This is a genomic window from Microvirga terrae, from assembly GCF_013307435.2.
Classification (GTDB): Bacteria; Pseudomonadota; Alphaproteobacteria; order Rhizobiales; family Beijerinckiaceae; genus Microvirga; species Microvirga terrae.
Genome location: NZ_CP102845.1, coordinates 1,411,610 through 1,432,278, shown reverse-complemented (window position 1 = coordinate 1,432,278; position 20,669 = coordinate 1,411,610). Strand labels below are relative to the sequence as shown.

General features: G+C 67.4%; 22 protein-coding genes. 11 read left to right on the top strand and 11 right to left on the bottom strand.

The features are described 5' to 3' along the window. Window positions 1–45: 45 nt before the first annotated feature. Window positions 46–387: a DMT family protein gene (locus tag HPT29_RS06800; protein ID WP_173946186.1), complete on the bottom strand. Its 342-nt coding sequence runs from the start codon at window positions 385–387 to the stop codon at window positions 46–48. A 291-nt stretch (window positions 388–678) separates the two neighbouring features. Beyond that, window positions 679–1,431, bottom strand: coding sequence for a C13 family peptidase (locus HPT29_RS06795; protein ID WP_173946185.1), 753 nt, complete (start codon window positions 1,429–1,431; stop codon window positions 679–681). A gap of 145 nt (window positions 1,432–1,576) precedes the next feature. On the opposite strand from HPT29_RS06795, the gene HPT29_RS06790 reads away from it, so the two are divergent. The 3 genes from HPT29_RS06790 to HPT29_RS06780 all read left to right on the top strand — a co-directional run bounded on the left by HPT29_RS06790 (window position 1,577) and on the right by HPT29_RS06780 (window position 6,214). Continuing rightward, window positions 1,577–1,966, top strand: coding sequence for a DUF3775 domain-containing protein (locus HPT29_RS06790; protein ID WP_173946184.1), 390 nt, complete (start codon window positions 1,577–1,579; stop codon window positions 1,964–1,966). 164 nt (window positions 1,967–2,130) lie between these two features. Continuing rightward, window positions 2,131–2,361 (top strand): hypothetical protein, encoded by a 231-nt coding sequence (locus HPT29_RS06785; RefSeq protein WP_173946183.1) that lies wholly within the window; start codon window positions 2,131–2,133, stop codon window positions 2,359–2,361. A gap of 319 nt (window positions 2,362–2,680) precedes the next feature. Beyond that, on the top strand, window positions 2,681–6,214 hold the full coding sequence (locus HPT29_RS06780; protein ID WP_173946182.1) for a class I SAM-dependent DNA methyltransferase: 3,534 nt from the start codon (window positions 2,681–2,683) through the stop codon (window positions 6,212–6,214). An 84-nt stretch (window positions 6,215–6,298) separates the two neighbouring features. Here HPT29_RS06780 and HPT29_RS06775 read toward each other — a convergent pair whose 3' ends face one another. Next, the gene (locus HPT29_RS06775) at window positions 6,299–8,479 is read right to left on the bottom strand and encodes an esterase-like activity of phytase family protein (protein WP_173946181.1); all 2,181 of its coding nucleotides are present in this window, start codon (window positions 8,477–8,479) and stop codon (window positions 6,299–6,301) included. A 202-nt stretch (window positions 8,480–8,681) separates the two neighbouring features. Between HPT29_RS06775 and HPT29_RS06770 the strand changes: the two genes are divergently transcribed. Both HPT29_RS06770 and uvrB read left to right on the top strand, forming a co-directional pair. After that, on the top strand, window positions 8,682–9,734 hold the full coding sequence (locus tag HPT29_RS06770) for a DUF808 domain-containing protein (protein ID WP_173946180.1): 1,053 nt from the start codon (window positions 8,682–8,684) through the stop codon (window positions 9,732–9,734). A 47-nt stretch (window positions 9,735–9,781) separates the two neighbouring features. Further along, complete coding sequence (uvrB, locus tag HPT29_RS06765; protein ID WP_173946179.1) at window positions 9,782–12,487, top strand: excinuclease ABC subunit UvrB; 2,706 nt, start codon at window positions 9,782–9,784, stop codon at window positions 12,485–12,487. 111 nt (window positions 12,488–12,598) lie between these two features. On the opposite strand, the gene HPT29_RS06760 is transcribed toward uvrB, so the two are convergent. Beyond that, on the bottom strand, window positions 12,599–12,883 hold the full coding sequence (locus HPT29_RS06760) for a hypothetical protein (RefSeq protein ID WP_173946178.1): 285 nt from the start codon (window positions 12,881–12,883) through the stop codon (window positions 12,599–12,601). An 85-nt stretch (window positions 12,884–12,968) separates the two neighbouring features. Then, complete coding sequence (locus tag HPT29_RS06755) at window positions 12,969–13,778, bottom strand: nickel-binding protein (RefSeq protein WP_173946177.1); 810 nt, start codon at window positions 13,776–13,778, stop codon at window positions 12,969–12,971. Window positions 13,779–14,062: 284 nt separating this feature from the next. On the opposite strand from HPT29_RS06755, the gene HPT29_RS06750 reads away from it, so the two are divergent. Further along, complete coding sequence (locus HPT29_RS06750; protein ID WP_173946176.1) at window positions 14,063–14,428, top strand: ArsR/SmtB family transcription factor; 366 nt, start codon at window positions 14,063–14,065, stop codon at window positions 14,426–14,428. Beyond that, on the top strand, window positions 14,425–14,973 hold the full coding sequence (locus tag HPT29_RS06745) for an SRPBCC family protein (RefSeq protein ID WP_173946175.1): 549 nt from the start codon (window positions 14,425–14,427) through the stop codon (window positions 14,971–14,973). Before HPT29_RS06750 ends, HPT29_RS06745 begins: the two co-directional genes overlap by 4 nt. 151 nt (window positions 14,974–15,124) lie before the next feature. Here HPT29_RS06745 and HPT29_RS06740 read toward each other — a convergent pair whose 3' ends face one another. After that, window positions 15,125–15,892, bottom strand: a complete 768-nt coding sequence (locus HPT29_RS06740; RefSeq protein ID WP_173946174.1) for a ZIP family metal transporter — start codon at window positions 15,890–15,892, stop codon at window positions 15,125–15,127. Window positions 15,893–16,146: 254 nt separating this feature from the next. After that, on the bottom strand, window positions 16,147–16,407 hold the full coding sequence (locus tag HPT29_RS06735) for a hypothetical protein (RefSeq protein WP_173946173.1): 261 nt from the start codon (window positions 16,405–16,407) through the stop codon (window positions 16,147–16,149). Window positions 16,408–16,712: 305 nt separating this feature from the next. Between HPT29_RS06735 and HPT29_RS06730 the strand changes: the two genes are divergently transcribed. Then, window positions 16,713–16,997: a hypothetical protein gene (locus HPT29_RS06730; RefSeq protein ID WP_173946172.1), complete on the top strand. Its 285-nt coding sequence runs from the start codon at window positions 16,713–16,715 to the stop codon at window positions 16,995–16,997. Window positions 16,998–17,219: 222 nt separating this feature from the next. Here the strand turns inward: HPT29_RS06730 and HPT29_RS06725 are convergent, their stop codons facing one another. After that, window positions 17,220–17,378 carry a DUF3309 family protein gene (locus HPT29_RS06725; protein ID WP_173946171.1) on the bottom strand — a complete coding sequence of 53 codons (159 nt, stop codon included), beginning with the start codon at window positions 17,376–17,378 and terminating at the stop codon, window positions 17,220–17,222. 229 nt (window positions 17,379–17,607) lie between these two features. Between HPT29_RS06725 and HPT29_RS06720 the strand changes: the two genes are divergently transcribed. Together HPT29_RS06720 and HPT29_RS06715 are read left to right on the top strand one after the other, a co-directional pair. Beyond that, complete coding sequence (locus HPT29_RS06720) at window positions 17,608–17,835, top strand: NepR family anti-sigma factor (protein ID WP_173946170.1); 228 nt, start codon at window positions 17,608–17,610, stop codon at window positions 17,833–17,835. Next, the gene (locus HPT29_RS06715; RefSeq protein WP_173946169.1) at window positions 17,832–18,380 is read left to right on the top strand and encodes a sigma-70 family RNA polymerase sigma factor; all 549 of its coding nucleotides are present in this window, start codon (window positions 17,832–17,834) and stop codon (window positions 18,378–18,380) included. Before HPT29_RS06720 ends, HPT29_RS06715 begins: the two co-directional genes overlap by 4 nt. Before the next feature lie 65 nt (window positions 18,381–18,445). Here HPT29_RS06715 and infA read toward each other — a convergent pair whose 3' ends face one another. The 3 genes from infA to HPT29_RS06700 all read right to left on the bottom strand — a co-directional run bounded on the left by infA (window position 18,446) and on the right by HPT29_RS06700 (window position 19,517). Continuing rightward, on the bottom strand, window positions 18,446–18,727 hold the full coding sequence (gene infA, locus HPT29_RS06710; protein ID WP_009494617.1) for a translation initiation factor IF-1: 282 nt from the start codon (window positions 18,725–18,727) through the stop codon (window positions 18,446–18,448). Window positions 18,728–18,818: 91 nt separating this feature from the next. Continuing rightward, window positions 18,819–19,028, bottom strand: a complete 210-nt coding sequence (locus HPT29_RS06705; protein WP_009494616.1) for a cold-shock protein — start codon at window positions 19,026–19,028, stop codon at window positions 18,819–18,821. 234 nt (window positions 19,029–19,262) lie between these two features. Then, entirely contained in the window at window positions 19,263–19,517 is a 255-nt protein-coding gene (locus HPT29_RS06700; protein WP_173946168.1) for a hypothetical protein, read from the bottom strand. A gap of 227 nt (window positions 19,518–19,744) precedes the next feature. On the opposite strand from HPT29_RS06700, the gene HPT29_RS06695 reads away from it, so the two are divergent. Next, window positions 19,745–20,620 carry a BON domain-containing protein gene (locus tag HPT29_RS06695; protein ID WP_173946167.1) on the top strand — a complete coding sequence of 292 codons (876 nt, stop codon included), beginning with the start codon at window positions 19,745–19,747 and terminating at the stop codon, window positions 20,618–20,620. Window positions 20,621–20,669 lie beyond the last annotated feature (49 nt).

Here is a 20,669-nt window from a genome sequence, read left to right as displayed (position 1 = left end):
GGGAGCGAGGAAGGTGACCGGCCTGCATCGGCCGTCGAAGCTCCGTCAGCGTCCCTGGAAGATGAAGAAGGCGCCCGACGCGATGAGGGCGAAGCCGATGAGGTGGTTCCAGCCCAGCGGCTCCTTCAGGTAGAGCACCGAGAAGATCGCGAAGACCACCAGGGTGATGACCTCCTGCATGGTCTTGAGCTCGGCCGCCGAATAGACCTCCGAGCCGATCCGGTTGGCCGGAACGGCGAACCAGTACTCCACGAAGGCGATGGCCCAGCTGGCCATGACGGCGATCCAAAGGGGCGACGTCTTGAACTTCAAATGCCCGTACCAGGCGAAGGTCATGAAGACGTTCGATGCGATCAGCATCAGGACGGGCGTCGTATGGGGGCTCATGGAAGGGACCGGCACGTGAGGGAAAGGTGCCCCTGCCCTATTCCTTCGGGACGACGTGTCAAGCGTCCCGATGGACGCGTCTCTCTAAGGACGGCTCATCGGACCCATGCCTTATGGTGAGCCCCTTCCGTCGTGGCCGGCCCTGTGCCGGCTATCCCGATCTCTTCGAATGCCGCGCCTCATCGCATTGAGATCACCGGCACAAGGCCGGTGATGACGTGGGAGGATGTCAGGACCCGCCATCCCGACACGGATCCGGTTTTTGCATTGCCTTCGCTGCCATCCCCCGCGCTACCGCGCGCCGAGACGCTGCAGCACCTGAGAGCCGCCCGCGATCTGCGGGTTGGACGGGTCGAAGCCTTCCCGCCGCTCCCGATCCGTCACGAGGCCGCGGGCCCGCTCGAAGGCGACGTCCAGGCGGCGCTCGCCGCGCAGGGCCCGGTTGAAGAAGGCATCGCCGAAATAGGTCCAGGTCGCCCCGTCGCGGCAGCCGAAGGACGGCCTGTCGGCCGCGGCCGCCGTGATGACGAGGGTGCGGGCGTCGGCCAGCTCCCGGGCGAAGATGCCCGAATAGCAGGCCGAGACGATCAGGACCCGGTGCTGCGCCCGGGTCCGGTCGAGGAGCTGCCGCACATCGCCCGGCGTGACGAGGCGCGCGTCGCGCCCGGACACCAGCCCGATGCCGTCGGGGCCGCCATGGGACGTGAGGACGAGCACCACGACGTCCTCGGCCGGATCGAGAACCTGCCCGGCCGCCGCTGCGGCCGCCATCAGGAATTGCGGCGTCGCCCCGGCCCGGCGCTTGGTGTTGGAGCGGACGACGGAGCGTCCCTTCGCGTCGAACTGCGCTTCGAGGATCCGCGCCGCCCCCCGGGCCTCGCTCTCGAATACGCTCTGCGGGCCCCATAGCCCGAAGGAGAGGACGTAGACGTCCGTCCGGCCCGGACGCTGCTGCGCCAGACCGGCCGTCTGCCCGAGGGACGGCGCGGCCCCGCCGAGCGCGACGAGGAGCCCGAGCATGCAGGAAGCGATCAACCGACGCATGAAACCACCCCAGATCCTCCCCAGCTTAGGCGCAACATCCTTTCGGCGCCAGAGGCGCCTGATCCGGCTGAACCGAATGCCGTCTTCCGGGTTTCTCTGTCAGTCCGTCAAGATTCATCTCCGGATTCATCACAACGAGGGTTTTATGGATATCGCGCTCGACAAGGTTTGCGAACTCATTCTCCGGGTCAGGGCCATCGACGTGAAGGAAGGCATCACCGATCCGGCGTCGGGCTCGAACCCTATCGACGACGGCAGCATCGATTCCCTCACCGCCTCGCCGGACGACGCCACCGAGGACGAGCTGCGCGACGTGATCGCGGGCCTCAACGACGACGAGCGCGCCGACCTGATCGCCCTCGTGTATATCGGCCGCGGCGACATGGAGCCCGAGGAATGGGGCGCCGCCGTGCGGCTCGCCCGGGAGCGCGAGGAAGCGAGCTCGCTCTCCACCGCCGACTGGCTCATCGGCATCCCGAATCTCGCCGACCTCCTGGACGAGGGCCTCAACGCCATGGGGCGCAGCTGCGTCTGAGGCCCCGCGCCTGAGGCGCCGGGCATCAACTCTCCGCGAGGCTGCCCGGAGCTGGCATCGGACGGGATATTTCCCTGTGAATCGGCGTCGCCCGCACGGCGACGGCGCCCTAATTGTGACATGGATCGGGCTAATACTCCGGCCTAATCCCAAAGGAGGATCCCATGACTCCGCGCCTGCCCCCGGAGAACCCGGACAATGACGAGCAGAGCGAGCTGCTTCAGGCCGTGCACCGGGCCCTGAACGATCTCGCGCCGGTCAACGATCCGGTCGAGCCCCTGCCCGTCGCCCCGGCGAAACCCGACCTGCACGCGGCTCCGTCGCCGGACGAGACCGAGGTCGAGATCGACCGCATCGAAGCCTATCTGAGGGGTCCGACGGCGTTCACCGCCTGACCCCACCCCGTCCGCCCTGCGTCCGGCCCTCACGCAGGGCGAGGACCTTGCAGGCGAACCCTTCCGCCTCCTGGCCGGAGGCCCCTCTTCCCCAAGCCCGACAGCCCGACCCTCTGCCTCACCGGCGCGATGCTTGATGTCGTCTCGGCGACAGGACAGAGCGGTCCGGGCGGCGCCTCACGCGCGAGGTAAAAGCCAGCCTGCGGCAAAGCCCCGGTCCATCGGGAAGTCAATCTTACCTTAGGGTATTCTTCTAAAAGACAATTGCGCCGAGGTTTCTCACGCGGTGGTTGTGCTACGTTATCAAGAAACGTAGCCGATGCCCTCTTCCGCGATCTCCTCCCACGCCGTCGACGCCTTCATCGCCCGATGGACCGCTTGCGAGGGCGGCGCCGAACGGGCCAATTACCAGATGTTCCTGTCGGAGCTCTGCGACGTCATCGGCGTGCCGCGCCCCGAGCCGTCCGGCCAGGCGCGGGAGCGGAACGACTACGTGTTCGAGCGCGCCGTCCGCCCGCGCGACAGCGATGCGACCGCGGCGCCCAAGCGCATCGATCTCTACAGGAAGAACGCCTTCATCCTCGAGGCCAAGCAGTCGCGGCTGCCTGACGGAAGAAAGGTGGAACGAGGCGAACTCGCACCTGTGACTGACGAGCCGGCCGACCTGGGCCGCCGCAGCATCAGCCGCGGTTGGGACGTCATGATGAAGAACGCGCGCCGGCAGGCGGAGTCTTATGTGTTCCTGCTCGATGCGGATCACCCCGCCCCACCCTTCATCATCGTCTGCGACGTGGGCCATTGCCTGGAGCTCTACGCGGATTTCAGCGGCACCGGCCGGGCCTACAGCCACTTCCCGGACCGCAACGGCTTTCGCATCTATCTTCACGACCTGCGTGAGGAGAAGACGCGCGCTCTTCTCGCACGCGTCTGGCAGGAGCCGCACTCGCTCGACCCGTCGAAGGAGGCCGCTCGCGTCACCCGCGACATCGCCAAGCGCCTCGCAGGGGTGAGCAAGGCGCTGGAGGAGCGCGGATGCGACGCGGAGGACGTGGCGCATTTCCTCATGCGCTGCCTCTTCACCATGTTCGCCGAGGATGTGGCGCTCCTGCCACCCGACAGCTTCAAGGCGCTGCTGCAGAAGAGCGTCGACGATCCGACGCATTTCCCGCACCGGCTCAAGGCGCTCTGGGAGCAGATGGACAAGGGCGACGAGTTCAGCCACGTGATCGAGACCCGCGTGCGCCATTTCAACGGCGGCCTGTTCCGGGACACCACGGTGTTTCCACTCGGCCGCGAGGAGATCGGCGAGCTCCTGGCCGCAGCGAATTACTCATGGACCGAGGTCGATCCCGCCATCTTCGGCACGCTTCTCGAACAAGCCCTCGACAAGAAGGAGCGCAGAAAGCTCGGCGCCCATTACACGCCGCGCGCCTATGTGCAGCGCCTCGTGGACGCGACCGTCATGGAGCCCCTGCGCGAGGATTGGCAGAATGCCCTGCGCAAGGCCGAGCACGCCAAGGAGACGGGTGACGAGAAGGCTGCGATCGCCATCGTGCGCGCCTTTCACCGCCAGCTCTGCGCCACGCGGGTGCTCGACCCCGCCTGCGGCACGGGAAACTTCCTCTACGTGTCGCTGGAGCTGATGAAAAAGCTCGAAGGCGAGGTGCTGGAGACCCTGGCGCAGCTCGGCGAGCCCGAGAGCATGGGCCTCGACCGGGAGACCGTCGACCCGCACCAGTTCCTCGGCCTGGAGCTCAACCCGCGCGCCGCCGCCATCGCCGAGCTCGTGGTGTGGATCGGCTATCTGCAGCAGCATTACCGCAACCGCACCGGCCACCCCTCGGAGCCGATCCTGCGCGCCTTCGAGAACATCAATTTCGGCCGGCGCCAGGGCTACGACGCCGTGCTGACCTGGGACGGCTATCCCGTGCCGCATGTGGTGGAGAAGGATGGCAAACGGGTCGAGACCTACCCGACCGCGCGCCGGCCCGCATGGCCGGACGCAGAGTTCATCGTGGGCAATCCGCCGTTCATCGGCGGCAAGGATCTGCGCGCCCGTCTGGGTGACACCTACACGGAAGCGCTCTGGTCCGCGCACAGGCACATGAACGACTCGGCCGATTTCGTCATGTACTGGTGGGACCGCGCGGCGGAATTCCTCACCGCGAAGAACTCACCCCTGCGCCGCTTCGGGTTTGTCACCACCAACTCGATCACGCAGGAATTCTCCCGCCGCGTGATGAAGAAGCGCATGGAGGGCAAGACTCCAGTGTCGCTCGTCATGGCGATCCCGGATCATCCCTGGACGAAAGCAGCCGCGGATTCGGCGGCGGTGCGGATCGCCATGACGGTGGCGGAGAAGGGTGAGCGGGATGGTGTGCTGTACGAGGTGATGCGCGAGAGCGGGCTAGATACGGATGAGCCTGTGGTTGAACTCGTCGAACGTGCCGGGCGGGTCAATGTTGACTTGACGGTAGGTACTGATGTCGGCTCGGTTGCACCGCTTCTCGCCAATGAAGGTCTCTGCTCACGAGGCGTTTCACTTCATGGTTCAGGCTTCATCGTGACACCGGAAGAGGCCGCACATCTCGGCCTTGGAAAAAGATCAGGGCTGGAGAAGCACATTCGCCCTTACCGCAACGGGCGCGACCTAACCGCAACACCACGGGGGGTGATGGTGATTGATCTATTCGGGTTGAAGTCCGAGGAAGTTCGCCAAAGTTACCCCGAAGTGTACCAGCACATACTTTCGGCAGTGAAGCCCGAGAGGGACAGCAACAATCGCGACACGTATCGGCTGAATTGGTGGACTTTCGGCGAGTCCCGCCGCGAATTGCGCCCTGCCTTAGACGGCTTGCCTCGGTACATCGCGACGGTCGAGACTGCGAAGCACCGGATTTTTCAGTTTCTCGATGCATCGATCCTACCAGACAACATGCTTGTCGCCATTGCCTCGTCCGATCCTCTACATCTCGGCTTTCTGTCATCGAAGCTGCATATGAGTTGGGCGCTCGGGCAAGGCGGCACGCTCGAAGATCGACCGCGCTACAATAAGTCCAGTTGCTTCGACCCCTTCCCCTTCCCCGATCCGCCCGAGGCCCTCAGAGCCCAAATCCGCGCCGTCGCGGAGGAACTCGACGCCTTCCGCAAAGCCCGTCAGGCCGAGCACCCGAAACTCACGCTGACGCAGATGTACAACGTGCTGGAGAAGCTGAAGGCGATGGAGGCGGCACCCTCCCCGTCAGGGCTGGGCTCATCCCGATCGAACGAGCACGGCGCCTCGAGCCGTCGGGATCCCCGGCACAAGGCCGGGGATGACGCTGGGACGATTGCCCTCACGCCCGACGAGGAGCGGATCAAGGACGAGGGGCTGATCGGCACGCTCAAGAGCTATCACGGAGACCTCGACCGGCTGGTGTTCCAGGCCTATGGCTGGCCCGACACACTCTCCGACGAGGAGATCCTGGAACGGCTCGTCGCGCTCAATGCCGAGCGGGCCCGGGAGGAGGCGTCGGGCCTCGTGCGCTGGCTCAGGCCCGACTACCAGATCCCGCGCTTCGCCAAGGGCGCGGCGGCCGCGAAGACCGGCGAGCTCGACCTCGGCGCGACCGTGGTGACGATCGACCGTGCCCTGCCGGATTTCCCGAAGGACCGGCACGAGGATTCGCTCGCCGTCGAGCACGCGCTCCTCTCCGCCGGGCGCCCCATGGATGCGGCCGCGCTGGCGCGCGGCTTCAGGCGTGGCGGCAAGCGGATCGAGCCGCGCATCGAGCAGGCGCTCACCACCCTGGTCCGCTACGGCCGCATCACGATGACGGCAGACGGCCGCTATCTCGCCCGCAAGGCGGCCTGACCCCCCGCCCCACCAACGAAAAGGGCCGCGGTTCAGCGGCCCTTCCCTTCACACGCTCTCTTCACACACTCTCTGGGCGAAGCGTCACAGCTTCCCGAGCTTGAGGAACTGCGTCTCGCCGGACGAATTGTCGACGCCGTCGTTGTCGGTCACGATGTAGGCGTCGCCCGCCGCGTCGATGGCGAAGCCCTCGACCTTGTCGAGCACGTAGCCCTTTGCGGCCTTCAGGTCGGGCAGGAGATCGCGCACCAGCGTTTTCTGGACGAGCGGCAGCTCGCCGCCGAGCGCCGCGGGCTTCATGTCGGCGAGGGACACCGCGTAGAGCTTCTTGACCGCCGCCTTCTCGGCGATCTGGTTGTCGCGCTCGATGATGATGACGCGGTCGCCCGCGGCCGTGATCTCCGACAGGCCGATCCAGCCGGCCTGCGCAGCGTCGAGCGGATAGCGCACGGCGCGCCAGCTCTTGTCCGACGGCCTGTAGGCGAGGAGCTTCACGGCGTTCTTGCCGTCGTCCGCCCATTCGCGCTGCACCGCGAGCCACACGGTCTCGTCAGCACCCGAGCCGGTGACCGTCACGCCCTCGAAGCCGTAGTTCTTCGCGCCCTTCTCGAGCTCTGCCGGAACGGTGATCTCCTCCTGGATCGCCCCCTTGGCGTCGACCCGGACGAGGAGGTTCTTCACGCCCTTCTCCAGGTTGCCCTCGGAGGCGAGCCAGAAGCCGTCGCGGGCCACGGCGATGCCCTCGAGATCGAGCTTCTCCGCGGCGGCTCCGCCTCGGGTCACGAGGGTCTCGGCCGTGATGAGCGCGGGCTTCCTTGTGGCGTCGATGGTGAGGATGCGCGGGGCGGCCCCATAGACGCTGTCGGTGACCGCGTAGAGCCGGCCGGCCTCGGTCTTGTCGGCCGCGAGGCCCGAGAGCGCGCCCCAGCCGATCGGCAGGCCGCTGGCGTTCTTGGCGGAGCGGATCGTCGGATAGGCGGGCGCCGCGCGCTCGGCGCGCTGGTAGATCATCACGTGTGGGGCGGGGCCGCCGTCCCCGTGCAGGTCGGTCTCGCTCGTGGCCACGAACAGGTTGCGCGACGGGATGGCGAGCAGACCCTCCGGCCCGATGCCGGTCGGCAGAACCTGCAGGAGTTCCGGCGCGGCGCCCGTGTCGCGGTAGACGCCGACGACCGAGGCACGCTCGGAGCCGACGAAGATCAGAGTGTCGCCGCCGAAGCGGCCGGTCTCGACGCCTTCGATCTCGACACCCTTCTTGTTGCGCTTGTCCGGATAATGGCCGAGCGACACGATCTCGTGCTCCAGGCTCGTGCCGGATTCGTACGCGACGCTGCCGTCCCGGTTGAAGATGGTGAAGCCGCGCGATCCGCCCTTCCAGTCGCCTTCGTTCGCCGTGACGAAGCGGTCGGCGTCGATCCAGTGCACCGCGTCCGGCTCGCGCTCGACCTTGTCCATGGAGCCGGTGAGCTCGATCTTGCCGTCCTTCTTGGTGTCGATGGCCTTGAGGTCCAAGGTGCCGGCGGAGAAATGCGCCTCGACCATGCCGGTCTTCCCATCGACCACGGCGATATGGTTGTTCTCCTGCAGGGTCACGACGACCTTGCCCTCGGCGGACACGTCCACGAAGTCCGGCTCCGGATCCTCACCGGCGACGGCCGCAAGGCCCGTCAGGCTCACGGTCCTCAGCGCCGCGCAATCGACCTGGTCGCCGTTGAGCGAAGCGAGCACCAGCGAACCGGCGGGGAGCTGCGGCAGCGCGCCCTCGTTGACCTCCTCGTTGCGCTCGTTCTCGATGGCGATGGCGAGCACGCCCGCATGGGCCGCGACCGAGTCGGGCTGGCCCGGCAGGGCGCACTCGGCCGCGATCGTCCGGTCGGTGAGGTTGACGGCTACGAGCTTGCCGCTCGGGTTGGTGAAGCTCTCGGAGGTGTTGACCACCACATAGGCCTGTCCGCCTACGACCTTCACGGAGGTGGGCTCGCCGCCCAGCGCCAGGGTGCCGCCGGCCTTGGGCTGCGCCGGATCGGCGATGTCGATGAAGCCGAGCGCCTTGCGCGGGCTGTCCGTGTAGACCAGCAGGCGGCCGTCCTCGCTCGCCGACATGATCTCGGCGACCGTGTCGCCCTTCTGATCCTGGTCCTTTGCCAGGTTCGCCGTGATGGGGAAGCTGGCGATGCGGTCGAAGTATTCCGCCGCCCCGGCGCTTAACGCCGTGCCGGAGAGGAGAGCGGCTGCGAGCGAGCCGGCGATGAGGGAACGGTGCATGGGATCTCCCGCGAGACGGTCAAGGTTAGCCGGATCCTCATGCCCCTGGCCCATGACAGGCGGATGACAGGCGGAACGGCGGCGCAACCCGAGCCGTTGTGCACCGAATCCTCGCGTCGGGCGTTGTCGAGACCGAACCCGCGCGATAGCTGTGGCTCGGCGAGCCGCCGTCGCGCTCGCCCCTCTTTCGACAGGAGCCCTCATGAGCATCGGGCTGATCGCCCTGCTGGACGACGTTGCGGCTTTGGCCAAGGTCGCGGCCGCCTCCCTCGACGACGTGACCGCCCAGGCGGCCAAGGCCGGCGCCAAGGCGGCCGGCGTGGTGATCGACGACGCCGCCGTGACGCCGCGCTACGTGACGGGCTTTTCCGCCGCGCGGGAGCTGCCGATCGTCGGCAGGATCGCCCTGGGGTCCCTCAAGAACAAGCTCATCTACCTGCTGCCGGCCGCCCTCCTCCTCAGCCTGTTCGCCCCCTGGGCGATCACGCCGCTGCTCATGATCGGCGGCGCCTATCTCTGCTACGAGGGCTCGGAGAAGGTGTTCGAGGCGCTGTCCCCGCACGGCGCCCACGAGCACGAGGCCGCGGTCGGGGCCGCGACCCAGCCGGCCCGCAATCTCGAGGACGAGAAGGTCAGCAGCGCGATCAAGACCGACTTCATCCTGTCGGCCGAGATCATGGCAATCACCCTCGCGAGCCTCCCGGCGGGATCGACCTGGATGCAGGCGGTCGTGCTCGCCGTGGTGGGCATCGGCATCACGGCCCTGGTCTATGGCGGCGTCGCCCTGATCGTGAAGGCGGACGATGCCGGCGTGGCGCTCGCCCGCACCGACCGGCCGGTCTCGCGCCTCCTGGGGCGCGAGGGCGGCGCCCCCCTGCACACGGACCGCCTCCTGGCCCCCGTGACGACCGCGTTCGGGCGCGGCCTGGTGAAGGGCATGCCGATCCTGCTGAAGGCTCTGGCGGTCGTCGGCACGGCGGCCATGATCTGGGTCGGCGGCGGCATCATCATCCACGGCCTCGAAGGCTACGGCTTCGCCGGCCTCGGCCACGCCATCCACGATGTCGCGGTGGCGGCCGGCCATGCCGTTCCGGCGCTCGGGGGCCTGGTGGAGTGGCTCGTCTCGGCGGCGGCCTCCGGACTGTTCGGGCTGGTGCTCGGCGCCGTGCTGATCCCGCTGGTCCACTACCTCGTCGTGCCGCTCGTCAGGGCCGTGAGAGGCGGGAGCCGGAAGGCCGAGAGGCCTACAGTATAACCGCCTCTCCTCTTCCATTCCCCGGCCGTTCGTACCATATTCGTTCTATGGCCAAATCACCCAAGAAGCCCAAGCTTTCCACCGGGAAGGCGTCCAAGCCTGAGCTCAAGCCGCTGGATCCGTATCTGGCCGATCTCCTCAATCCGGCGGTCAACCGGGAGCGGGAGGCGGCCGAGGGGTTCGCCGAGCGGGCGCAGGAGACCTTCATCCACGGCGACATCGCCGATGTCGACCCGGCGCTCGCCAAGAAGCTCGGCCTCAAGGGGCCGGATGACGGGCCGGACGTGGCCGAGGAGCTGGGCGAGCTGTCCCCGGGCTCCGGCGTGTCGGCGACCGTCGATGCGCTCTCGAAGCTCCTCACCGAGGGGGACCCGCGCTTCAAGAACGGCACGCTCTGGGTGCCGCACCGCCCGCCTCGGCCCGAGAAGTCGGAAGGCGGCATCCCGTTCAAGATCAAATCCGACTTCACGCCCTCGGGCGACCAGCCGACCGCGATCGCCGAGCTGGTGGACGGCGTGCGCCGGGCCGAGCGTGACCAGGTGCTGCTCGGCGTCACGGGCTCGGGCAAGACCTTCACCATGGCCAAGGTAATCGAGGAGACGCAGCGCCCCGCCCTCATCCTGGCGCCCAACAAAACGCTCGCCGCCCAGCTCTACGGCGAGTTCAAGTCGTTCTTCCCGGACAACGCGGTCGAGTACTTCGTGTCCTATTACGATTACTACCAGCCCGAGGCCTATGTGCCGCGCTCGGACACCTTCATCGAGAAGGAAAGCTCCATCAACGAGCAGATCGACCGGATGCGCCACTCGGCGACCCGCGCGCTGCTCGAGCGCGACGACGTGATCATCGTGGCGTCCGTGTCGTGCATCTACGGTATCGGATCGGTCGAGACCTATACGGCCATGACGTTCTCCGTGAAGGTGGGCGAGCGCATCGAGCAGCGCCAGCTCATCGCGGATCTGGTGGCCCTGCAGTACAAGCGCATCCAGAGCGACTTCGCCCGCGGCACCTTCCGGGTGCGCGGCGACGTGATCGAGCTCTTTCCCGCCCACTTGGAGGACCGCGCCTGGCGCATCGGCCTCTTCGGCGACGAGATCGAGTCCATCGTCGAGTTCGATCCGCTCACCGGCAAGAAGACCAACGACCTGCAATTCGTGAAGGTCTACGCGAACTCGCACTACGTGACGCCGCGCCCGACCCTGCAGCAGGCCGTGAAGGGCATCCAGGACGAGCTGCAGCACCGCCTGCAGGAGCTCGCCCGCATGGGCCGCCTGCTCGAGGCGCAGCGGCTCGAGCAGCGCACGCAGTTCGACCTCGAGATGATCGAGGCCACGGGCGTGTGCAACGGCATCGAGAACTATTCGCGCTATCTCACCGGCCGCAAGCCGGGCGAGCCGCCCCCGACCCTGTTCGAGTACCTGCCCGACAACGCCCTCGTGTTCACCGACGAGAGCCACGTGACCGTGCCGCAGATCGGCGGCATGTACCGGGGCGACTTCCGCCGCAAGGCGACGCTCGCGGAATACGGTTTCCGCCTGCCCTCGTGCCTCGACAACCGCCCCCTGCGTTTCGAGGAATGGGACGCCATGCGGCCGCAATCGGTCCACGTGTCGGCGACGCCGGCCAAGTGGGAGATGGAGCAGACCGGCGGCGTCTTCGTCGAGCAGGTCATCCGCCCCACGGGCCTCGTCGATCCCGTGGTGGAGATCAGGCCGGCGCGAAGCCAGGTCGACGATCTCGTGCACGAGGTGAAGGAGCTCGCAGCGAACGGCTACCGCACCCTCGTGACCACGCTCACCAAGCGCATGGCCGAGGACCTCACCGAGTACATGCACGAGAACGGCATCCGCGTGCGCTACATGCACTCGGACATCGACACGCTGGAGCGCATCGAGATCATCCGGGATCTCAGGCTCGGCGCCTTCGACGTTCTCATCGGCATCAACCTGCTGCGCGAGGGCCTCGACATTCCCGAATGCGCCCTGGTGGCCATTCTCGACGCGGACAAGGAAGGCTTCCTGCGCTCGGAAACGTCGCTGGTGCAGACCATCGGCCGCGCGGCCCGTAACGTGGAAGGCAAGGCGATCCTCTACGCGGACAAGATCACCGGCTCCATGGAGCGCGCCATCGCGGAGACCAACCGCCGCCGCGAGAAGCAGCTCGCCTACAACGCCGAGCACGGCATCACGCCGCAATCGGTGAAGAAGAACATCGCGGACATCCTGGAGAGCGTCTACGAGCGCGACCACGTGTCGGTCGACACAGGCCTCGCCGACAGGACCGTGGGCCACAACCTCAAGGCCGTCATCGCCGACATGGAAAAGCGCATGCGCGAGTCCGCGGCGAACCTGGAATTCGAGGAGGCGGCCCGCCTGCGCGACGAGCTCAAGCGCCTGCAGGCGACCGAGCTCGCCATCAGCGACGACCCGATGGCGCGCCAGAGCGACGTGGAGAAGGAAGCGGGCCGGTACGGCGGCTCGCGCAAGTACGGCCGCAGCGCCAACCTGCCGCCGAAGGGTCTGCCGCCCTCGCCCGACGGCGCCACGGCGGGGGACGAGGAATCCGACGCCTACGGGCCAACCGGCAAGGGGCGGTCCGACGAGGGCACCCGGGTGCGCAAGCCCGGCCTCGACGAGATGGGCCCGGGCACGGACCGGGAGGTGCCGCTCAACTACCGCGAACGCCCGGCCGCGCGCTCGACGCAGGGCTTCGCGGGCCAGAAGCCGAAATACAAGGGACGCAAGGGGCGGTAAGGCGGCGCGCCTTGCGCATCGTACGGACCCAAGGGGCCGCACGATGCGCCACTTCATGGAATGACCATCGGATCCGATCCCAAAAGTGGGTCCACTTTTGGGTCCGATGCTTTATCCCGGCATGGCGTTAACGATACCGGTCACCACGGACCCGATGCTGGCGGCCAGGATGGCGGCCGTGGCGGCCGCCTTCGGCAGGAGCAGGCCGGCCCGGCGCGCATCCGCGTACCAGCCGCCCGCGATCGTACGCCACTGCCAGTAGGGCGAGAGCGTCCAGGCCGGCGGATAGGGCCGCCTCTCGCGCCGGCACACGTCCCAGACGATCCGGTCGTTCACCCGGTAGAACGCCACCGACGCGGCCCCGAACAGCACGAACCAGACCAGTCCCCTGACCATCACCCGACGCTCCGCGCCCGTCCTCCCGTGGACAACGCCGTCATGACGGCGTTTGTGGCGGCGCCGGGACCATGCGGCCCTTCCCTCACCGCCACGCCACCTCGTAGGCGGCGACCGGCTGCGCGAAGCCCTTCAGGCTCCGGCTTCCGAGATCCACGAGGCGCAGGCGGGTGGGAAGCGAACCGGTGACCGTCCCGGACACCACGATGGTGTCGGGCTCGGCGCTCTGGCACAGGCGGGCCGCCATCTGGACGGTGGCGCCGAACAGGTCGTTGTGGTCGGCCACCGGCTCGCCCGCATCGAGGCCGATGCGCACCCTGAGCTTCTCGCGGCTCGCCATGTTGAAGGCCTCGAAGGCCCGCTGGATGGCGCGCGCCGCGTCCACGGCGGCGGTCGCGTCGGCGAAGGCCGCCATGATCCCGTCGCCCGTATGCTTGACCTCGCGCCCGCCGTTGTCGTGCAGGGCGCGGCGGACCATGGCGTCGTGCGCCCGCACCATCTCGACCGCGCGGGCATCGCCCAGGCGCTCGGTCATGGCGGTGGACTCGACGATGTCCGTGAACATGATGGTGCGCAGGGCCGGATCGATCGCCCCCGGCGAGGCCCCGGCCGGGTGCGGATCGGAGATGCGGCCCAGAAACGCCTCGACGGCCGAGAGATCGACCTCGATCACGTCGCGGGCGATGTTCCCATGGGCCTCGTCATGCACCCGCCCGGCCGTCTCGATGTCGGGCGCGTCGATGAGGCAGAACGCGGTGCCGCGGGTCTCGTCGAACCAGTAGGTCAGGAACCGCACCCCGTAGCGCCCCTGAACGTCCAGGTCCTTGCGATGGGCCTCGGCGATGTCGGCCGCGGTCAGGCCCTTCAGGTCGTGCCGGTCCAGGAATATGGGCATCGAATCCTCTCTGCATCCTCCCACTGACCCCTTCTTCCCTAACGTAATGTACAGGGTTTGGCACGAGGCCGGAATGCTCGGGACGCTTCATGCGTCTGGAGAGAAGATGACACCTCCAGCCCGTCATGGCCTGCCTCGTGCCGGCCATCCCAATCCGGAAAAACTCGGCGCTTCCCGGATTGAGATCACCGGGACAAGCCCGGTGATGACGTGGGAGATGTCGACGGGCATATCATTCAACCAACCGGTTGACTATCTCGTTTGACCCCTCTATATTCAACCACATGGTTGAATTACAGGCTCCTCAGCTCGACACCGTCTTCCACGCTCTCGGCGACGCGACCCGGCGCCGGATGCTGCGGGATCTCGCCGACGGCGAGCGCACGGTGAGCCAGCTGGCCGAACCCTTCTCGATCTCGCTCGCGGCCGCCTCGAAGCACATCAAGGTGCTCGAACATGCCGGCCTCCTGCGGCGCGAGATCCGCGGCCGCACCCATGTCTGCCGCCTCGATCCCGGGCCGCTCGCGAGCGCCCATGAGTGGCTCGGCATCTACGAACGCTTCTGGACCGACCGTCTGGACGTGCTGGAACGGCTCCTCCGCGAGGAGGACGCCCGGACACCCGAAACCCCCGAAGGAGACAAACCATGAGCGACCTTGCGACCACGGATCTTGCGGAGCGCAGCCCCTACGGGGTGCTGACCGACCCGGCTACCCTGACGATCCAGCGTCTGCTGCCCGGGCCCATCGAGCGGATCTGGGACTATCTCACCAAGAGCGACCTGCGCCGGCAATGGCTCGCGGCGGGCGAGATGGAGCTCAAGGTCGGCGCGCCGGTCGAGTTCGTCTGGCGCAACCACGAGCTCACCAACCCGCCCGGCGAGCGCCCGCCGGGCTTCTCCGAGGAGCACCGGATGGAGAGCCGCATCACCGAGCTCGACCCGCCCCACCGCCTCGCCATCACCTGGGGGTCGACCGGCGGCGTCTCCTTCGAGCTGGAGCGCAAGGGCTCCGAGGTGCTGCTGACCCTGGTCCACCGCCGCGTGCCCGACCGGGCGACCCTGCTCAATGTCAGCTCCGGCTGGCACGCCCATCTCGACATCCTGGCCGCCCGCGCGGCCGGCATCGAGCCAAGGCCGTTCTGGGAGACCTGGAGCCGCCTGAAGGAGGACTACACCCGGCGGATCCCCGAGTAAGGACCCGGCCGCCTCCCGGCCCGACCCTCCCCGTCATCACCGGGCTCGTCCCGGTGATCTCGAGAATCTGGAACGCCGCGCCTCAAAGCATCGGGATGGCCGGGACAGGCCCGGCCATGACGTGGAGAGGGCGCCCCCAAGGGCGGCGTCCCTACCCGCCCAGCACCCGCGACAGCGTGAAGGCCGCGAGAAAACCCGCCACCGTGATCAGCCCGGCGAATTCGTGCGCGGTCTCGAAGGCTTCCGGCACCATGGTGTCGGCCAGCATGGCCAGGATCGCCCCGGCCGCCACGGCGGTGACGAACGCGATGGTGGCGGGGCCCGTCTCGGCGAACACCGCGTAGCCCAGGAGGGCCGCGACCCCGGAAGCGAGCGCGATGCCGCCCCAGATGCCGAAGATATAGGCCCGGGAGCGCCCGGCCCGGCGCATGCCGGCGGCGCTCGAGAGCCCCTCGGGCAGGTTCGACAGGAACACCGCCGCCACGGCCACGAGGCTCACCCCCTCGCCGGCGAGCAGGCTCACCCCGATCACGATGGATTCCGGAATGCCGTCGAGGAGCGCGCCGAGCGCGATGGCGAGCCCGCTGCCCTCCTGGCTGCTGTGGGCCTGGCGCGCATCCTCCGCATGGCCGGAGCGCTTGCGGTGCTTGGCGCCGCGCCGCGTCACGACGATGTTCGCCCCCGTATAGACGGCCGCGCCGGCGAGAAAGCCAAGCGCAGTCGAGACGATGCCGCCCGTCCGGTACGCCTCGTCCATGAGGTCGAAGGACAGCGCCGAGATCAGCACCCCGGCCCCGAACGCCATCACGGCCGCGATGACCCGCTGCGGCAGCCTGACGAAGGTCCCGATCAGCGCCCCCAGCACGAGGGCGGACCCGCTGAGCAGACCCCACAGACCGGCCTGGATGACCATGGGCATAGACAGTTCTCCGGTGGATGGGGAGAACGTGGCAGGAGGGGGTGGGGTTCGGCTAAGCGCGGGACCAGCTTGCAACCGCTAAACTGTAAATGCGAGCGACATGTGCCCGATGTCCCGCGCATCCGGCTGAGGATGGCACCCGCCTGCCGCTTCGTCAGCCAAAGCTTGCATGGAACGAGGCATGCAACGAGCCATGCAACCGGGCGGCGGGCGCGCCGTGCCGGCCACGGCTTCCATGGAACAGGCTGCCCGTCTCACGGGGTCTCGTCGGTGAGGATCCGCTCAACCCAGGCGCCCGCCTCGTCGGGGGTGGCGAACAGGGGGGCGCCGCCGATGTCGCATTTGCCGAAGCCGGCCTCCAGGTGCCAGAGGCCCTTGTATTCGGGTTCGTGGGCGTCGCCGTCGAGGCGCACGATCACGGCGGCGAGCTGCCCGCCGGCCAGGACGAGACGGCCCTCGCTGTCGTGGCCGTCGATCAAAACCCCGATGGGCTGGTACGAGATGTCGAGGGGCATGACGCTCCCCCTGGTTGCCGGCGGGGGCCCTTAATCTCCCTCAGCCGCCGGCGCCCGGAGATCCCTGCCGGCGATGCGCCATTGTAGGCCGTTCGGGAGCGGCCCGCCAGAGCGTTCGCGCCCGGCTGCCGGCTCATCCGCAGGCCTGCCCGCCGGCGCGGCCCTCGCAAAAAAATCGAAGAATTTTTCAGGTGTGAAGCGCTTCACAGCAGCATTCCGCAACGTCAGGCACAGTCCAATCATCGCCAACGGAGAGAGCATCTCAGGCGGTCTTGAGAGCAACGCTTAACGAAGAGGATCCCACCATGGAAAACTACCAGTTCTCCGACAACGACATCTTCCAGGACGCCTACAACACCGCTTTCGGCGGCAGCGCCACCTCGGCGCAGGTCGGCAACATCGTCGACGCGGACGCCCTGCTCGACAGCAGCCACGACTATTTCGGCGGCGTCAACGTGCAGGATTCCTACAACACCATCGACCAGGTGGCGACGAACACCGCCGTGTTCGGCAACGCGACCTCGGCCCAGGTGGCCGGCATCGTCGACAGCGACACGCTCGTCGACAACAGCCACCCGATCTACTACTGAGCCTGAGCCTCCCGGAGCGCCCTGGCCCGACGGGTCCGGGCGCTCCTTTTTCCGTTTTCCCGTTCCGCCGTGAAGCGCCGGCCGGCCCCTGTCCCCCACCGCAACGGGCCGGACGGCAGCCCCGTGGCGACCACGAGCCCCACGGGAGCCTCCCACGTCTGACGACGCAAAAGGGCGGCCTTCGCGGCCGCCCTCTTCACGTTCCGACCGGAATCCGAAGCGTCAGAGCCGCCCCATCAGCAGCAGGATGATGAGGATGAGCAGGACCACGCCCAGGAGCCCGCTCGGGCCATAGCCCCAGCCTCGGCTGTAAGGCCAGGCCGGCACCGCGCCGATGAGCAGCAGGATGACGAGAATGAGCAGGATGGTGCTGATTGCCATGGAGATACTCCCTCTACACTGATCCACCGCACGGAGGCGGCGTTCATCGAGGGAAACTTGGCCGTAAGAGAAAAAGTTCCCGCTTCTTTTGCCTGTGGATGAGCGCCGACGGGGTAGGTTCCGGGGCGGAACGATCACAAGGGCTTGACGTTAGCTCCACGGCGATGGGGTGCCGCCGTCAGCGCGTCCCCTGCGGGAGGTCGCCGCTTCGATGGACCAGGACAGCCCAATGCAGAAAAAGAACCCGAACGCGATGCCTCACGACATTCCAGAACCGATCCCTGGCCTCCGAAAATCCGAATCCCCAGCCTTGAGCCCCTCGGTTCAGGCCCAGATCGGCCAGCGCCTGCGCCAGTTCTACGATGCCCTGGCGCTGGGCGAGCAGCCTGTGCCGGACCGTTTCATCGAGATCATCAACCGGCTCGACGGCGTGAAGGGAGAGAAGCAGCAGTCATGAGTATCGACATCGATTTGCGCGACTCCATGCTCAAGGCGACCCCGAACCTGCGCGCCTTCGCCATTTCCCTCACCAACAACGTGGACCGCGCCGACGACCTCGTCCAGGAAACCCTGATGCGGGCGATCGCCAACATCGATCGCTTCCAGCCCGGCACGAACATGCAGGCCTGGCTCTTCACCATCCTGCGCAACCTGTTCCATTCCGAATACCGCAAGCGCCGCCGCGAGGTCGAGGATGCGGACGGCAAGTATGCGGCCGCCCTCTCGGTGCAGCCGGACCAGCTGCCCCATCTCGATTTCGAGGATCTGCAGAAGGCTCTCGCCCGCCTGCCCCACGACCAGCGCGAGGCGCTGCTGCTGGTGGGAGCCTCGGGCTTCTCCTACGAGCAGGCGGCAGAGATCTGCGGTTGCGCGGTCGGCACCATCAAGAGCCGGGTCAACCGCGCGCGCAACCGGCTGGCCGAGTTGATGCACTTCACCGACATGGAGGAGGATCTCGGCCCCGACCGCGTCACCCTGTCGGTGATGCACGCGGTCGCGTGACGGACCTTGGGCCGTCAGGACTTTCTCGATATCGACAGGCGCGCCGGTTCGGGGCGCCTGCCGTCTTAGCGACGCCGGAACTGCTGGTTGCCGCGCTGCGGCGGACGCGGACCGGAAGAGGCACCCGAATCCTTGTGACGGAAGATGAGCCGGCCCTTCTCGAGGTCGTAGGGCGACATCTCGACGGTCACGCGGTCGCCGGCCAGGGTCTTGATGCGGTTCTTCTTCATCTTGCCGGCCGTGTAGGCGATGACCTCGTGCCCGTTGTCGAGCTGCACGCGGTAGCGCGCGTCGGGCAGAATTTCGGTCACAAGTCCTTCAAAGGTGATCAGTTCTTCCTTTGCCATGCAAAGCCTTCCTCATAACAAAAAAGCCGCCCCTGAACCGGAACGGCCATATGCAAGAGGACGTGCAGGGCACGTCCTCCGGCATCAAACCTTACGCGTTCTGCAGGTTCACTGCAGACTGGCGGCCGGTGCGCTGGTCGGTCTGAAGCTCGTAAGAGATCTTCTGACCTTCGCGCAAGCCACGCATGCCGGCGCGCTCAAGCGCCGTGGCATGAACGAAGACATCCTTGCCGCCGTTATCGGGCTGGATGAAACCATATCCCTTGGTTTCGTTGTACCACTTCACGGTTCCCTGTTCCATGGGAAATCCTTTTCACTGTCGATTGCACGTGGATGAGGGCCAAGGCCAGTCACCCGCTAGTCGATAGATGGTAGAGAAGGAACGTGCGCCCGGCAGTGCCAAAGCGGGAAGCCCAGTCGTCCGGCCAAATGTCGATGGCCTGTACCTAAGGCACGGATGGGGCAATTACAAGGCAAAGGCCCTTTTGGAGCCGAAACGCAATCTGGTTGGAATTCCGGCGATTTCCGGGCCGCTCTAGCGGCTGCCCCGGATGCCGCCCAGGATGTCCCGCAGGGCTTCCTCGCCGGCCGGCGTGAAGACGATCTCCCGGCCGTCCGCCTTGATGAGGCCGCGGCCGTCGAGTTCGTCTACGGCCGCATCGCTCGCCCTGTGGCCGGCGCCGTCCTTCTGGACCACGCTGCGGACCCGCTGGCCGCTCGACAGTTCGTGATAGGCCGCGAAGGCGAAAACCGCCAGGGCTTCGTCGCTCAATCCGGACAGATCGGCCATCGTTCAACCTCGGTTCGTTGGAAAATCCCGTTCCGGTCAATGCAAAGCCCGCGCAACCGTTCAATGGCAGCGGTCAAAAACGCCGGCGGGCGACGATCCGGGCTTGAAGGGAAACTCGCAGGAACACTCGCAGGAACACTCGCAGGAACACTCGCCCGCGCCTTCACGTTGGTGGCTCGAAACCAACAGCCGGTGGCCTCGGGCCACCCACGATGAGGAGCGCTCTCATGGCCAACGAACGCCGTTACAGCAATCCGGATTTTGACCAGCGCGACCGCGAGGACGACGGCTACATCGCCCGCCGCGGCTTCGGCAACCGACGCGCGGGATATGACAGCGGCTCCCGTTCCGGCGGGGACGACGGCTGGCGCCTGGAACGGGATGTTCGCGAGCGCGATTATGGCGATTCGGCCGGCTACGGCACCGGCGGCTCGGCGCTCGACTGGCATGACGTGGTGGGCGACGACCGCGGCGGTTCCGAGCGCCGGGTCTTCGGCTCCGACCGCCGCCGCGACCCGGATCAGTTCGGGCAGGACCGCTACGGCCGCGATCGCTCCGGCCAGGATCGCTATGGTCAGGAGAGCTTCGGGCGCGGCTCGCGCGATTACAACGAGGATCGCAGCTTCTTCGAACGGGCCGGCGACGAAGTCCGGTCCTGGTTCGGCGACGAGGACGCGGAGCGCCGCCGCGACAGGGACATGCGCGAGGCCGGCCAGCATCGCGGCCGCGGCCCGAAGGGCTATCAGCGCTCCGATGCCCGCATCCTGGAGGATGTGAACGACCGGCTCACCGAGGATCCGCATCTCGATGCCTCCGAGATCGAGGTGCGGGTGGAGAACCGGGAGGTCACCCTCACGGGCACGGTGAACAGCCGCTTCGAGAAGCGCCATGCGGAGGACCTGGCCGAGTCGATCTCCGGGGTGTCCCACGTGCAGAACAACCTGCGCATCCAGCAGCAAACGGATGCGGGCATCGCCGGCACCATGATGTCGGGGCCGGGCGCCGCCGGCGCCGGCAGCGTGGGACTGCCGGAAACGGCCGGCGCCGGCACGGTCGGCACCACCCGCCGGCGCACGGGCGGGTCCTCGGGCGGCGGCACCTGACGCCGAGGCTCATACCGCCAGTTTACCAGGATGCGCTTCTTCCCTTGGG

What these genes read in the sequence shown, in the direction of transcription:
- HPT29_RS06800 (WP_173946186.1), bottom strand. Translation starts at nt 387, where the DNA reads ATGAGCCCCCATACGACGCCCGTCCTGATGCTGATCGCATCGAACGTC.
- HPT29_RS06705 (WP_009494616.1), bottom strand. Translation starts at nt 19,028, where the DNA reads ATGGAACAGGGAACCGTGAAGTGGTACAACGAAACCAAGGGATATGGT.
- HPT29_RS06775 (WP_173946181.1), bottom strand. Translation starts at nt 8,479, where the DNA reads ATGCACCGTTCCCTCATCGCCGGCTCGCTCGCAGCCGCTCTCCTCTCC.
- HPT29_RS06740 (WP_173946174.1), bottom strand. Translation starts at nt 15,892, where the DNA reads ATGCCCATGGTCATCCAGGCCGGTCTGTGGGGTCTGCTCAGCGGGTCC.
- HPT29_RS06750 (WP_173946176.1), top strand. Translation starts at nt 14,063, where the DNA reads ATGGTTGAATTACAGGCTCCTCAGCTCGACACCGTCTTCCACGCTCTC.
- HPT29_RS06700 (WP_173946168.1), bottom strand. Translation starts at nt 19,517, where the DNA reads ATGGCCGATCTGTCCGGATTGAGCGACGAAGCCCTGGCGGTTTTCGCC.
- uvrB (WP_173946179.1), top strand. Translation starts at nt 9,782, where the DNA reads ATGGCCAAATCACCCAAGAAGCCCAAGCTTTCCACCGGGAAGGCGTCC.
- HPT29_RS06755 (WP_173946177.1), bottom strand. Translation starts at nt 13,778, where the DNA reads ATGCCCATATTCCTGGACCGGCACGACCTGAAGGGCCTGACCGCGGCC.
- HPT29_RS06735 (WP_173946173.1), bottom strand. Translation starts at nt 16,407, where the DNA reads ATGCCCCTCGACATCTCGTACCAGCCCATCGGGGTTTTGATCGACGGC.
- HPT29_RS06785 (WP_173946183.1), top strand. Translation starts at nt 2,131, where the DNA reads ATGACTCCGCGCCTGCCCCCGGAGAACCCGGACAATGACGAGCAGAGC.
- HPT29_RS06725 (WP_173946171.1), bottom strand. Translation starts at nt 17,378, where the DNA reads ATGGCAATCAGCACCATCCTGCTCATTCTCGTCATCCTGCTGCTCATC.
- HPT29_RS06780 (WP_173946182.1), top strand. Translation starts at nt 2,681, where the DNA reads ATGCCCTCTTCCGCGATCTCCTCCCACGCCGTCGACGCCTTCATCGCC.
- HPT29_RS06770 (WP_173946180.1), top strand. Translation starts at nt 8,682, where the DNA reads ATGAGCATCGGGCTGATCGCCCTGCTGGACGACGTTGCGGCTTTGGCC.
- infA (WP_009494617.1), bottom strand. Translation starts at nt 18,727, where the DNA reads ATGGCAAAGGAAGAACTGATCACCTTTGAAGGACTTGTGACCGAAATT.
- HPT29_RS06715 (WP_173946169.1), top strand. Translation starts at nt 17,832, where the DNA reads ATGAGTATCGACATCGATTTGCGCGACTCCATGCTCAAGGCGACCCCG.
- HPT29_RS06745 (WP_173946175.1), top strand. Translation starts at nt 14,425, where the DNA reads ATGAGCGACCTTGCGACCACGGATCTTGCGGAGCGCAGCCCCTACGGG.
- HPT29_RS06720 (WP_173946170.1), top strand. Translation starts at nt 17,608, where the DNA reads ATGCAGAAAAAGAACCCGAACGCGATGCCTCACGACATTCCAGAACCG.
- HPT29_RS06790 (WP_173946184.1), top strand. Translation starts at nt 1,577, where the DNA reads ATGGATATCGCGCTCGACAAGGTTTGCGAACTCATTCTCCGGGTCAGG.
- HPT29_RS06730 (WP_173946172.1), top strand. Translation starts at nt 16,713, where the DNA reads ATGGAAAACTACCAGTTCTCCGACAACGACATCTTCCAGGACGCCTAC.
- HPT29_RS06795 (WP_173946185.1), bottom strand. Translation starts at nt 1,431, where the DNA reads ATGCGTCGGTTGATCGCTTCCTGCATGCTCGGGCTCCTCGTCGCGCTC.
- HPT29_RS06695 (WP_173946167.1), top strand. Translation starts at nt 19,745, where the DNA reads ATGGCCAACGAACGCCGTTACAGCAATCCGGATTTTGACCAGCGCGAC.
- HPT29_RS06760 (WP_173946178.1), bottom strand. Translation starts at nt 12,883, where the DNA reads ATGGTCAGGGGACTGGTCTGGTTCGTGCTGTTCGGGGCCGCGTCGGTG.